Source organism: Rahnella sp. AA (genome assembly GCF_002834385.1).
Taxonomy (GTDB): Bacteria; Pseudomonadota; Gammaproteobacteria; order Enterobacterales; family Enterobacteriaceae; genus Rahnella.
The window spans coordinates 443,603-456,098 of sequence record NZ_PITQ01000003.1 but is presented as its reverse complement, the minus strand read 5'-3'; the positions used below and the strand labels follow the sequence as shown (position 1 = coordinate 456,098).

The window sequence follows — 12,496 nt, the reverse complement described above, 5'->3', positions numbered from 1 at the left end:
CACCATTGAAAATATGCCTGCGGCAGCATCACAACAGGCACAGGGCAGCCAGATTTTGTTGGATGTCAAAGATTTACGCGTCACCTTTGAAACACCGGATGGCGATGTTACCGCCGTTAACGACCTTAACTTCGATCTGCGTGCCGGCGAAACACTCGGTATTGTCGGGGAATCCGGTTCCGGCAAATCTCAGACTGCCTTTGCGCTGATGGGATTACTGGCCAGCAACGGCCGTATCGGTGGCTCGGCAAAATTTAACGGTCGCGAAATTCTGAACCTGCCACAAAATGAGCTGAACAAGCTGCGCGCAGAGCAGATTTCAATGATCTTCCAGGACCCGATGACTTCCCTCAACCCGTATATGCGCGTTGGGGAGCAGCTGATGGAAGTGTTGATCCTGCATAAAAAGATGAGCAAACGTGAAGCGTTTGAAGAATCTGTCCGCATGCTGGATGCGGTAAAAATGCCGGAAGCCCGCAAGCGTATGAAAATGTTCCCGCATGAATTCTCCGGTGGCATGCGCCAGCGCGTGATGATTGCAATGGCTTTATTGTGCCGCCCGAAATTGCTGATTGCCGATGAGCCGACAACCGCTTTGGACGTAACGGTTCAGGCACAGATCATGACATTGCTCAACGAGCTGAAAGCTGAATTCAATACGGCTATCATCATGATCACCCACGATTTGGGCGTTGTCGCGGGTATCTGCGACAAAGTGCTGGTGATGTACGCCGGTCGTACCATGGAATATGGCCGCGCACGCGACGTGTTCTACGAGCCATGCCATCCGTATTCCATCGGTCTGCTCAATGCGGTTCCGCGTCTGGATGCCGAGGGTGGGGCGATGCTGACTATCCCGGGCAACCCGCCGAACCTGCTGCGTCTGCCAAAAGGCTGTCCGTTCCAGCCCCGTTGCCCGCATGCCATGGATATTTGTGCCTCTGCGCCGCCGCTGGAGCGTTTCGGTGATGGTCGCTTACGTGCTTGCTACAAGCCGCTGGAGGAACTGGTATGACAGACAACACAGTAATGAACAGTGCGGCAATGAATGCATTCGCGCCTGAGAAAAAGGTTTTGCTCGAAGTCGCGGATCTGAAAGTTCATTTCGATATCAAAGACGGCAAGCAATGGTTCTGGCAGCCGTCTAAAACCCTGAAAGCGGTAGACGGCGTGACGCTGCGTCTTTATGAAGGCGAGACGTTGGGCGTCGTTGGTGAATCAGGTTGTGGCAAATCGACGTTTGCCCGCGCATTGATCGGCCTGGTTAAAGCAACAGACGGGCGTGTAGCCTGGCTGGGCAAAGACCTGCTGAACATGTCTGACAGCGAATGGCGTCACACGCGCAGCGATATCCAGATGATTTTCCAGGATCCGCTGGCGTCCCTGAATCCGCGTATGACTATCGGCGAAATCATCGCCGAGCCGCTGAAAACCTATAACCCGAAAATGCCTCGTTCCGAGGTGAAAGAAAAAGTGAAGGCTATGATGCTGAAGGTCGGGTTATTACCTAACCTGATCAACCGCTATCCTCACGAATTTTCGGGCGGCCAGTGCCAGCGTATCGGCATTGCCCGGGCGCTGATCCTTGAGCCAAAACTGATTATCTGTGACGAACCGGTTTCGGCGCTGGATGTTTCCATTCAGGCGCAGGTGGTCAACCTGTTGCAGCAATTGCAGCGTGAAATGGGCCTGTCACTGATCTTCATTGCGCACGATCTGGCGGTGGTTAAACACATTTCTGACCGTGTTCTGGTGATGTATCTGGGCCATGCGGTTGAGCTGGGAACGTATGACGAGGTGTATAACAATCCTCAGCATCCGTATACCCGCGCGCTGATGTCTGCGGTGCCGGTTCCGGACCCGGACAAAGAGCGCAACAAAACCATCCAACTGCTGGAAGGGGAGTTACCTTCGCCGATCAACCCGCCATCCGGTTGTGTGTTCCGTACGCGCTGCCCGATTGCCGGACCGGAATGTGCGATAACCCGTCCGTTGCTGGAAGGCAGTTTCCGCCATGCGGTTTCCTGCCTGAAAGTAGATCCGCTCTGATGACCAGGCGCCAAAACTGACGCATAAAAAAACCTGCCATTGGCAGGTTTTTTTTCGTCCGGAGTGACAAATCATTCTTTCCAGAGGATGTGACACAGCTTATGATTTTTCTCGCGGCACAATAAAACACGCGCGAAAATATCATTAATCGGCTGGTCTTCGGCATCTGCCAGTCCAATGACGACTTCAGCAAAGAAATCCGGGTTTAAGTCGAAATCAACATGCTCAACCCAGTCTTCCGCCGGATCATATAATTCAGCGCCGCCGCGTTCTTCAAATTGCAGATTGAAGATCAGGATATCTGCCGGATCAAGGTTATCTCCGGCCAGTTCCAGAAAGATGTCGTAAGCTTGTTCAAGCGTTTCGTCTTCGGTCAGGCGATTATTCAGGTCCATATTAATTCTCGTTTACAGATGAATGTGTTCAGGCTCATACAAGCCGGTACTGTGTGTATTACACCACGCCCGACGCGGCTTTTACAGCAGCGGACTGAAAAAGTAGAACAAACGTTCTACGATACGATGCCAGAAGGGGCGTTTAAGCCAGGCTTCAACATCCAGCAGGTGTGAGCGTGCGATGTAATCGTCCTGCACTCTCCCTAAATCATCACCGAAACCGGCATCATCAATCACCAGCGTGATTTCAAAATTAAGCCACAGGCTACGCATATCAAGATTTACTGTGCCGACCAGACTGAGTTGGCCGTCAACCAGAATGCTTTTGGTGTGCAGCAGACCGTCTTCAAACTGATAGATTTTGACACCGGCCTCCAGTAACTCACCGAAGAAAGCCCGGCTTGCCCAGCCCACCATCATCGAATCATTTTTCATGGGCAGGATGATGCTGACATCTACACCGCGCTGTGCTGCGGTACAAATCGCGTGCAGCAAATCATCGCTTGGGACGAGATAAGGTGTGGTCATGACCAGCCTTTCGCGTGCCGAATAGGTCGCTGTCAGAAGCGCCTGATGGATCATATCTTCCGGGAAGCCCGGGCCGGAGGCAATAACCTGGATCGTATGGCCGCTTTCCTGCTCGAACGGCATCTGGTTGAGATCCGGTTCTGGTGGCAGAATGCGTTTACCGGTTTCAATCTCCCAGTCACAGGAATACACAATCCCCATCGTTGTAGCCACCGGGCCTTCCATACGTGCCATCAGGTCAATCCACTGGCCCACACCGGCATTCTGTTTAAAGAAGCGCGGATCCACCATATTCATGCTGCCGGTATAGGCGACATAATTGTCGATTAATACGACTTTCCGATGCTGACGTAAGTCCATACGGCGCAGGAATACACGGAAAAGATTGACCTGCAGTGCCTCGACCACTTCGATACCGGCATTGCGCATCATTGCGGGATAAGGGCTGCGGAAGAACGCAACGCTGCCTGCGGAATCCAGCATAAGACGGCAGTGAATACCACGGCGTGAGGCCGCCATCAGCGATTCTGCCACCTGATCCACCAGCCCGCCGGGTTGCCAGATATAAAACACCATTTCGATGTTGCTGCGAGCCAGCTCAATATCACGCATCATCGCGTGCAGTACATCATCACTCGTGGTCAGCAGTTGCAGCTGGTTACCTTTCACCCCCGCAATGCCCTGGCGGCGCTCGCACAACTGGAACAATGACGCGGCAATTTCGCTGTTTTCGGTGGCGAAGATACGTTTGCAGTCTTTAAGATCATTCAGCCAGCGGGCTGTTGAAGGCCACATCGCCTTTGCCCGCTCTGCGCGGCGTTTTCCTAAATGCAGTTCACCAAAGGAAAGATAAGCAATGATGCCCACCAGAGGGATGATATAGATGATCAGCAACCAGGCCATGGCGGAAGGCACCGCACGTCGTTTCATCAAAATGCGCAGAGTAACGCCGGCAATCAGTAACCAGTAACCGAAAACCAGTAGCCCGCTGATTACCGTATAGAATGTTGTCATAAAGGCGAAAAATCCTGTTCGCAAGCCATCGGCGTGAGTGTAGGTGAAAAGGGAAATCTTTTAGCTAACTTTATTCTACCAATCAATCGGCTACCTCTTAAATCTGTATCCGGTTAATAAAATTGTCATCCTTATGACATCAAGGTTAGCTGATAACGGCGAACAAGGGCAAAAACAAGACTTGGCTCACAACGTCATCGGCCTATAATGTCACCGCAGTTTTTCCGCTAAATACACTTTCTGTAAAAGAAACTCTTCCTTTAAAGAAGCAGCGACGGGCATTACGGGACACAAGTGAATGAAACGCAGTAAAAATGAAGTCGGCCGGTGGCGTATGTTACGCCAGACTCAGCGCCGGAGAAGCCGCTGGCTTGAGGGGCAGTCGAGACGTTATCGTCATATCTACCGCATTCGCCAGATTCACCATCAACAGCACCAGCGTTTGTCACTGTATGCGGTGAACTACGAATGGAATTCGTGATTAGCGTGATTTAGGGTGAAATAGTGCGCCACATTTTTTACACACCAGCGTGGAGTTTTTGCGTACCTTGGCGCTCATCTGTTCAGAGATATAACCGCACTCCGGGCAGGTGACCTTCGTGGTCGTACTGGTTAGAAACTTCAATCCGTCGAAGAATGACATAGTGCTTACCTCGTGGGCAGGGGTAGGCATCCTAACACACAACGGATGAAAGCAATGTGACGGCTTTGGGGAAATAGCGCCAGAGCGTTTCTGCTACGGCGCGCACTTTCCGTTACTCAGTCGAAAAGTTCTGAAAGAAAACTCTTCTTTTTATACGGCTTTTGCGAGGAATAGTGCCCGCGGCTGTCATGTCCGCTGTGATGACGATGATCGTCGCGGCGCGCGGGTTCTTCATAGCGCGGAGCGGAAGGACGTTCAGTTTGCTGAATCACCGCGGACTTCTCGATGATTTTATCCAGCTCTCCCCGGTCGAGCCAGACGCCACGGCAGTCCGGGCAATAGTCGATTTCTATACCCTGACGTTCTGACATAACCAGCTGACTTTCTTTGCATACAGGACATTGCATATCGGGCTCTCCGCTCGGTATTGATTAATAAGTGATGCAGTGAATGTTCAGGTAACCGGATATTTAGACAATCAATTGTTGTAAGCAAAAGTAAAGTTGGTTAAATGAAGGGCAGTGGCAGGGATGAAGCGCGGATAAGCAGAAGGCGGGCAGCCTGATACTGCCCGTCGGCAATCAGAAAACGCGTTTGAACGGTTTTACGGTGACCGCTTTATAGACGCCGCCTTCGACGTAAGGGTCAGCATCGGCCCAGACTTTAGCGTCTTCCAGTGTTTCAAATTCGACGACCAGCAGTGAACCGGTCATTCCCGCAGCGCCCGGATCTTCGCTGTCGATAGCCGGAGTTGGCCCGCCGATTAAAACACGGCCTTGTTCCTGCAATTTTTTCAAACGTTCAATGTGCGCAGGGCGCGCCGCTGCACGTTTTTCCAGTGAATCGGAAACATCTTCAGAATAAATAACGTAAAGCATGAGTCACCTTTAAAATGAGGTTTTACTGAACAAGTTTTGGCCGCTAAGGGCTGCCGGACTTTTTGCCAGGCTACCATAGCTAAACCTGAAGCGCGGGGAAAGTGCTTTGAGTCGGATCAAAGCAAAGGTTATTTGAGAATAGTTGTCATCTCGGTGTTGAATATGATTGCTATTTACATTTAAACTTGCGGCTTCACGGGGAAAATGAATCATTATGCCGCTAAAAAAGTTTAGATTTATCCGCAAGGTTACAGTGCCTGTCGCCCTTGCTGTCAGTTTGCATGTTGCTGTCATTGCTGGCGTTTTATATATGACAGTGGGCGAGTCAATAAAGCTGCCCGCGCAGGAACAAAAAGTCATGAGCGTGACGATGGTCAATCCGGCCGATTTTGCGCCACCTCCGCCGCCTCCACAGCCGGAACCGACACCGCCGGAGCCTGAACCTGAGCCCGTAGTGGCACCTGAGCCGCCGCCACCGCCGGAAGCTGTTGTGATCCCGGAACCGCCAAAGCCGAAGCCAAAACCGGTGAAAAAGCCCGTGGTAAAACCGAAGGTTAAACCTGTAGAGCGTCCGGCAGAAAAACCGGTGCAGACGGTACAAACCGCACCGGTCACCAGCAATCAGCCTGTTACCAAGCCCGTGAGCCAGCCGCCAGCGTCAACCAATGCGCAGAACAACACCGGGCCGCGACCTCTGGAACGTGGTCAGCCAGGATACCCGGCGCGTGCGCTGGCGCTTCGTATTGAAGGGCGTGTGCGTGTGCAGTTTGATGTAGACAGTGACGGGCGTGTGCAAAATATCCGAATCATGTCCGCTGAGCCGCGCAACATGTTTGAGCGTGAGGTGAAGCAGGCGATGAGCAAATGGCGTTATGAACCTAAAGCAGCCAGCAACTTAATCGTCAATCTGGTGTTCAGGATCAAAGGCGGCAGCAGCGTAGAATAAACGGTAAGCACCGCATTTTTGTCTCAATAAAAAGGTCGCCCTGAAGGCGACCTTTTTGCATTTTAATATATTTAAATGGCGGGTTAATCCTGAGAAACGCCGTCGGCATCGACGCTGAAATTGCTGCGACCGTCAGGTAAATGGCGTGATTTCCCTTCATCGTCCACAGCAACATAGGTAAATACCGCTTCAGTCGCTCTGTAGCGTTGCCCGATGGGTTCAGAAGAGACTTTCTTCACCCAGACTTCTACGTTAATCGTGATAGAGCTGTTACCCGTACGGATACAGCGTGCGTAGCAGCACACGACGTCACCGACGGCAACGGGTTTGAGGAACGTCATGCCGTCTACCCGAACCGTGACGACGCGGCCTTTGGCGATTTCCTTCGCCTGAATCGCACCGCCCATGTCCATTTGTGACATCAGCCATCCGCCAAAGATATCGCCGTTTGCATTGGTGTCTGCAGGCATTGCCAGCGTACGTAACACCATTTCACCATTGGGTAAACTCTGTTTCTCGTTCATATTTGATTGCTTCACAGTGATCAATGTTTTTATTCAAAACGACGAAGGCTTTCAACGAAAGCCCATGCAGAAGAATGCTTATTTTTTTTCTTCATCCGGCATATGCCGGTAAATATACACACCGCTCAGCAGGGTAAATACCAGCGTCAGCGCCGTGAGGCCAAAGACCTTGAAGTTGATCCAGGTGTCCATCGGTAACCAGAAGGCTACGTAGATATTTGCCAACCCGCACAGCAGGAAAAAGATCGCCCAGCTGACATTCAGTTTGTTCCACACGGCGTCTGGAAGCGTCAGCTCTTTACCCAGCATCCGTTGGATCAGGGGTTTTTTCAGAATGATCTGGCTTACCAACAATGCGCCAGCAAACACAACATAGATAACAGTCACTTTCCATTTAATAAATTCAGGATTGTGGAAGACCAATGTCAGGGTGCCAAATACCGTGACCATGGCGAAAGTAATCCACGTCATCTTTTCAATTTTACGATATATCACCCAGGTGAGAATCAGTGCCAATGCCGTGGTGGCAATGAGCGCACCCGAAGCGACAAAAATATTATAAAGCTTATAAACTACAAAAAAGACAATCAGGGGAAGAAAATCGAGGAGCTGCTTCATGCTTGATTCCATGTTTTATGTATGGGATGACTATACCGGAATCATTTCGTGGACAAAAGAAAAGGGCGCCTGAGCGCCCTTGAAAAAGTTATGTCTATATTAGACATGTAATTTCATGTAAAGGCGGAACAGATAAATCAGCATAAATGCGCTGATCATATTGCTTAACGCACTGAGGATCACCGCGCCAATCATCGGACTCAATGCGCTCAGTACTCCGACAAAGAGCATCAGTACGACTTGTGCCACAATCCACAGCATCACTGCCGGTGCAACCAGACGGAGATTGCTGAATGACAGTCGCGTGCTCAGCCGCATTGCTTTAAAGGCGCCCACATTCTCTTTACAGGCAATAATGGGTGACATGGCCCAGGCAATGGCAATCAGGAACGCAGGGACAAAGAGCAGCGCCAGACCGAAGCGAAACAGGATGCTACAAATTAAGAGCAGAATAGCCAGGCGAGGTAATACGGGTAGCGAAGCACTCACCACTTGCATCACGTTGGCGCGTACACCCTGCGAAACTAACTGGATAAGCGTTAAAACGCCGCCGACCAAAAGGACATTTCCTGCCAGCGTCGAAAATAAAGCCGCGATGCTGTAATGGAAGACAGCACTTTGTTGCTCCGGCGTAATTTGTTGTTCGAGATAGCCCATCATATCGGCGGGGCTCATACTGGTCATATTGCTCATCAGTTGCCCGATTGCATCAACCTGCTCAGCCGAGGGGCTTAAAATCCAGCTTAAAATGACGGTAACCAATGCGGCCAGAAGGGAGAGCGAAAATACGCTACTCAACTGATTACGCATAAAATTATAACTGTCACGGTACAACGTACTGGCCGTGATAGACATGGACGCTCCTTGGCAAACAAGCAAAAATCAATAAGGCGGGGATTGTACCCTTTAAATGTATCCCGCCGATAGTTTTGCGCTGATTTCCTATCAATTCGCCTGATCAATCTCTGCTTACACGCAACTGAGGTGATTGAGATCAATCGTAGCTAAATCAATATCCAGCGGCGGCAACCCATAACGTGCCCTGGCCCTGTCGCAGGCCTGATTGGCATTGCCATTGAGCCCGGACTGATCAAACTCGCGGCAAGGTGTCGGGCGGTTAAGATAAATAGAGCATGAAACTGACTGACCCACTTCTCCTTCCAGTGCGACACAGCGCGGCGATTTGCTGTTCGTGCCTTGCATACAACTTAGAAACGGAGTGACCTGTTCTGTTAATTCCTGCGGAACCACACCGCCTGACTCGTCAGATTCAGCCCAGTAGAATGAAACACGGAAATAGGCGCAGCATGCGCCACAGGTCATGCAAGGATTGTTAATTTCGCTCATCTTGGGAAGCTACCGACTCCTTACGGCACTAAACCAAAACTAACATTGAGCAAGCAAATTACTCAGCGGTATTTTTTTTAGCAACTGAAATTTCAGTTCTTCACAAAACAACCAAATTCCCTCGTTTTTGATTTAGATCAATTCCTTTGTTTTTATAGATTTAGATCTAATTGCTAAAGATGCATTTTCTCGAAAATTGTTTTAAAGATGTGATCCCGCGTAGATCAAACCCTACCAAAGAGTAGGTATTATTCACGCGGTTTATACTTAATCCATACAAAGGGAAGGGATAATGAAAGCAGCGTATTGGGCATTAGTTGCGGCAGCGGCATTTCCGGCAGTAGCGAGCGCACATCAGGCAGGAGATGTGATTTTTCGCGTAGGGACAGCCACCGTTCGTCCAACCGAAGGTTCTGACAATGTGCTGGGACTGGGGTCTTTTAACATCAATAACAACACCCAGATGGGGTTAACTCTCGGGTATATGTTCACCGACAATATCGGGATGGAGTTGCTGGCTGCGACCCCGTTCCAGCACAAAGTCGGGTTGAAAAGCACCGGAACTATCGCTGAAGTGAAGCAGTTGCCGCCGTCATTGATGGCGCAGTATTACTTTGGGGATAAGCAGGACAAACTGCGCCCATACCTCGGTGTGGGTATTAACTACACCACCTTCTTTGACACCAATTTCAACCAGACCGGACGTGACGCAGGGCTCTCTGATCTGAGTGTTAAAGATTCCTGGGGTGTGGCGACGCAGGCCGGTTTAGATTACAACCTGAATGATAACTGGCTAATCAACATGTCTGTCTGGTGGATGGATATTGATACCGAAGTTAAATTCAAAGCCGGTGGTGAGCAGCAAAACATCAACACCCGGATTGACCCGTGGGTCTTTATGTTTGGCGTCGGCTATCGTTTCTGATTTTCAGAAAGACGGTATAAAAAAAGAGGCGCTCTGGCGCCTCTTCGCATTTCATCCCGATGGGATTATTTCAGCCGCATGTCGTTCTCAATCGAACGCACACCAGCAACGCCGCGTGTTACCTGAACGGCACGATTAGCATCCGCCGTCGACGTCACAAAGCCGCTCAGTTGTACGCGACCTTTAAAGGTTTCGACGCTGATCTCAGTGGATTTGATGGTTTTATCGGCCAGCAATGCTGATTTTACTTTGGTGGTGATCACGGTGTCATCGATGTAACCACCGGTTCCTTCTGATTTTTTTGTGGGTGCGCAGGCTGCAACGGCCATGACCACAACGGCTGCCATGCAGAATGCGGACAATGTCTTGAATAGCTTCATAAATAACTCTCCATGCTTTGTTATAAAACCAAAATTGACAACCTCGGAAAGACTCATGCCATCGGTAGTCACAACTGCCGGATTATCATGAGCCTGATGAGCTATTTTAGTTTGGTGTATTGGTGGCTTTTATACAAACCAGCGGGGAAATAATCATAAAAATTAAAAACAAACGACACCTAAATTATGAAAGGTGCCGTTTGAGATAAAGAACGAACCGGGTTACGCGCGGGTGGCGGCTTTCATTTCACTGACGAAACGGGAAAGCTGAGCCAGCATTTCGGAAGGCTGGTGCTGATTATTTTCGATAATGCGTACGGTAGCAGAGCCGGAAATCGCCCCCGCAGCGCCTGCGGCCAGTGTTTCTTTGACTTGCGATGGCTCAGAGATACCGAAGCCTTGCAAAGGCGGCGCTGCGTTATATTCACGCAGTTTATCCACCAGATGATTCAGCGGCGTCAGCGCGCGTTTTTCCGTCCCGGTCACGCCTGCGCGTGACAGCAAATAGGTGTAACCACGGCCATGAGAGGAAATCTCGCGCAGCAAATCGTCTGACGCATTTGGCGGGCAGATGAAGATCGGCGCGATGTTATGGCGCAGCGCCGCCGCGCGGAACGGAGCAGATTCTTCAAATGGCACATCCGCTACCAGCACAGAGTCAACACCCACTTCGGCGCAACGCTGGTAGAAAGTTTCGATACCGTTATGGAACACCAGGTTGGCATACATCAGCAGACCAATCGGAATATCCGGATGTTTTTCGCGAATGCGCGCCAGCATATTGAAGCATTGCGTTGGCGTGACACCGGCGGCAAACGCGCGCAGGTTGGCGTTCTGAATCGTCGGACCATCGGCCAGCGGATCAGAGAACGGAATGCCCAGCTCCAGTGCGTCGGCACCGGCTTCAATCAGCGTGTCGATAATAGAGAGCGACAGCTCAACGCCCGGATCGCCCAGCGTCACGAAGGGAACAAAGGCACCTTCTTTCTTGCTTTCCAGACGCTTAAATAATTGCTGATAACGTTCCATTAAATTTCTCCCCGGGCAGTCAGGATGTCATGTACGGTGAAAATATCTTTGTCGCCGCGGCCAGAAAGATTCACCACCAGAATTTGTTCTTTCTCTGGCGTTTCCTTGATGAGTTTCAGCGCATAAGCCAGCGCGTGTGAAGATTCCAGTGCCGGAATAATCCCTTCATGGCGGGACAATTCTTTAAAGGCGTCCAGCGCTTCATCATCGGTAATCGACACATATTCCGCGCGGCCGATGCTGTTCAGGAAAGCATGCTGCGGCCCGACAGACGGGAAATCCAGACCGGCAGAAATGGAATAAGATTCTTCAATCTGGCCTTCTGAAGTCTGCATCATCGGGGCTTTCATCCCAAAATAGATGCCGACGTGTCCGTGTTTAAGCGGCGCACCGTGTTGTCCGGTTTCGATACCCAGGCCGCCCGGTTCAACACCAATCAGCTTCACGCTGGTGTCATCGATAAAATCAGCAAACATGCCGATGGCGTTAGAGCCACCGCCGACGCAGGCGATCACGGCGTCCGGCAGACAGCCTTCGCGTTCCTGCATTTGCGCTTTGGTTTCTTCGCCAATCATGCGCTGGAATTCACGCACAATCGTCGGATACGGATGCGGACCCGCAGCGGTTCCCAGCATATAGTGAGCGGTTTCGTAGCTGCCAGACCAGTCGCGCAGTGCCTCGTTACAGGCATCTTTCAGCGTGGAAGAGCCGCTGTGAACCGGGATCACTTCAGCGCCCATCAGACGCATACGGAACACGTTCGGCGACTGGCGTTCAATGTCTTTCGCACCCATATAGATGCGGCATTTCAGGCCGAGCAGGGCACAGGCCAGAGCGGACGCTACACCGTGCTGACCGGCACCGGTTTCAGCGATAATTTCAGTTTTGCCCATGCGTTTTGCCAGCAACGCCTGGCCCAGCACCTGGTTCGTTTTGTGCGCGCCGCCGTGCAGCAAGTCTTCACGCTTGAGGTATAGCTTGGTTTTGGTGCCAGCGGTCAGGTTTTTACACAACGTCAGCGCCGTCGGGCGGCCTGCATAGTTTTTCAGCAAATCGATAAATTCAGCCTGAAACGCCGGGTCGCGCTGTGCGCTGACAAAAGCTTCTTCCAGCTGCGCCAGCGCAGGCATCAGAATTTGCGGGACGTACTGGCCGCCAAATTCGCCGAAGTAGGGATTAAGTAAAGTCATGTGATTCCATCCTGTCTGTCAATTTTTGCG

Annotated in this window: 17 protein-coding genes; 5 read left to right on the top strand and 12 right to left on the bottom strand. The window is 51.0% G+C overall.

Going from position 1 to position 12,496, the window contains the following annotated elements:
* Positions 1 to 13: 13 nt before the first annotated feature.
* Together CWS43_RS10635 and oppF are read left to right on the top strand one after the other, a co-directional pair.
* On the top strand, positions 14 to 1,015 hold the full coding sequence (locus CWS43_RS10635; protein ID WP_198555817.1) for an ABC transporter ATP-binding protein: 1,002 nt from the start codon (positions 14 to 16) through the stop codon (positions 1,013 to 1,015).
* Between the two features lie 29 nt (positions 1,016 to 1,044).
* A complete protein-coding gene (gene oppF, locus CWS43_RS10630; RefSeq protein WP_101076978.1) occupies positions 1,045 to 2,049 on the top strand; it encodes a murein tripeptide/oligopeptide ABC transporter ATP binding protein OppF in 1,005 nt (334 codons plus the stop codon).
* Positions 2,050 to 2,120: 71 nt separating this feature from the next.
* Here the strand turns inward: oppF and CWS43_RS10625 are convergent, their stop codons facing one another.
* Together CWS43_RS10625 and cls are read right to left on the bottom strand one after the other, a co-directional pair.
* Positions 2,121 to 2,450, bottom strand: coding sequence for an HI1450 family dsDNA-mimic protein (locus CWS43_RS10625; protein WP_198555816.1), 330 nt, complete (start codon positions 2,448 to 2,450; stop codon positions 2,121 to 2,123).
* Between the two features lie 75 nt (positions 2,451 to 2,525).
* The gene (gene cls, locus CWS43_RS10620) at positions 2,526 to 3,986 is read right to left on the bottom strand and encodes a cardiolipin synthase (RefSeq protein ID WP_101076906.1); all 1,461 of its coding nucleotides are present in this window, start codon (positions 3,984 to 3,986) and stop codon (positions 2,526 to 2,528) included.
* 298 nt (positions 3,987 to 4,284) lie between these two features.
* On the opposite strand from cls, the gene CWS43_RS10615 reads away from it, so the two are divergent.
* On the top strand, positions 4,285 to 4,467 hold the full coding sequence (locus tag CWS43_RS10615) for a YciY family protein (protein ID WP_101076905.1): 183 nt from the start codon (positions 4,285 to 4,287) through the stop codon (positions 4,465 to 4,467).
* On the opposite strand, the gene CWS43_RS27525 is transcribed toward CWS43_RS10615, so the two are convergent.
* The 3 genes from CWS43_RS27525 to CWS43_RS10605 form a co-directional block, all read right to left on the bottom strand.
* The gene (locus CWS43_RS27525; RefSeq protein ID WP_232776847.1) at positions 4,468 to 4,629 is read right to left on the bottom strand and encodes a transposase; all 162 of its coding nucleotides are present in this window, start codon (positions 4,627 to 4,629) and stop codon (positions 4,468 to 4,470) included.
* Between the two features lie 116 nt (positions 4,630 to 4,745).
* Positions 4,746 to 5,036, bottom strand: coding sequence for a zf-TFIIB domain-containing protein (locus tag CWS43_RS10610; protein WP_101076904.1), 291 nt, complete (start codon positions 5,034 to 5,036; stop codon positions 4,746 to 4,748).
* Between the two features lie 174 nt (positions 5,037 to 5,210).
* Complete coding sequence (locus CWS43_RS10605) at positions 5,211 to 5,507, bottom strand: YciI family protein (protein ID WP_101076903.1); 297 nt, start codon at positions 5,505 to 5,507, stop codon at positions 5,211 to 5,213.
* Between the two features lie 214 nt (positions 5,508 to 5,721).
* On the opposite strand from CWS43_RS10605, the gene CWS43_RS10600 reads away from it, so the two are divergent.
* Entirely contained in the window at positions 5,722 to 6,453 is a 732-nt protein-coding gene (locus CWS43_RS10600; protein WP_101076902.1) for an energy transducer TonB, read from the top strand.
* 83 nt (positions 6,454 to 6,536) lie between these two features.
* On the opposite strand, the gene yciA is transcribed toward CWS43_RS10600, so the two are convergent.
* From yciA to CWS43_RS10580, 4 genes are all read right to left on the bottom strand, one after another.
* Entirely contained in the window at positions 6,537 to 6,977 is a 441-nt protein-coding gene (yciA, locus tag CWS43_RS10595) for an acyl-CoA thioester hydrolase YciA (protein ID WP_101076901.1), read from the bottom strand.
* A gap of 78 nt (positions 6,978 to 7,055) precedes the next feature.
* Complete coding sequence (locus CWS43_RS10590; RefSeq protein ID WP_101076900.1) at positions 7,056 to 7,595, bottom strand: septation protein A; 540 nt, start codon at positions 7,593 to 7,595, stop codon at positions 7,056 to 7,058.
* Positions 7,596 to 7,694: 99 nt separating this feature from the next.
* Entirely contained in the window at positions 7,695 to 8,450 is a 756-nt protein-coding gene (locus CWS43_RS10585) for a YciC family protein (protein WP_101076899.1), read from the bottom strand.
* A gap of 114 nt (positions 8,451 to 8,564) precedes the next feature.
* On the bottom strand, positions 8,565 to 8,942 hold the full coding sequence (locus CWS43_RS10580; RefSeq protein ID WP_101076898.1) for a YkgJ family cysteine cluster protein: 378 nt from the start codon (positions 8,940 to 8,942) through the stop codon (positions 8,565 to 8,567).
* A gap of 292 nt (positions 8,943 to 9,234) precedes the next feature.
* Here CWS43_RS10580 and ompW point away from each other — a divergent pair, with 292 nt between their 5' ends.
* Positions 9,235 to 9,867, top strand: a complete 633-nt coding sequence (gene ompW, locus CWS43_RS10575) for an outer membrane protein OmpW (RefSeq protein WP_101076897.1) — start codon at positions 9,235 to 9,237, stop codon at positions 9,865 to 9,867.
* A gap of 65 nt (positions 9,868 to 9,932) precedes the next feature.
* On the opposite strand, the gene CWS43_RS10570 is transcribed toward ompW, so the two are convergent.
* From CWS43_RS10570 to trpB, 3 genes are all read right to left on the bottom strand, one after another.
* The gene (locus CWS43_RS10570) at positions 9,933 to 10,247 is read right to left on the bottom strand and encodes a BON domain-containing protein (protein WP_101076896.1); all 315 of its coding nucleotides are present in this window, start codon (positions 10,245 to 10,247) and stop codon (positions 9,933 to 9,935) included.
* A gap of 222 nt (positions 10,248 to 10,469) precedes the next feature.
* Complete coding sequence (gene trpA / locus CWS43_RS10565; protein WP_101076895.1) at positions 10,470 to 11,276, bottom strand: tryptophan synthase subunit alpha; 807 nt, start codon at positions 11,274 to 11,276, stop codon at positions 10,470 to 10,472.
* Positions 11,276 to 12,466 (bottom strand): tryptophan synthase subunit beta, encoded by a 1,191-nt coding sequence (gene trpB / locus CWS43_RS10560; protein WP_101076894.1) that lies wholly within the window; start codon positions 12,464 to 12,466, stop codon positions 11,276 to 11,278. Before trpB ends, trpA begins: the two co-directional genes overlap by 1 nt.
* Between the last annotated feature and the right edge of the window lie 30 nt (positions 12,467 to 12,496).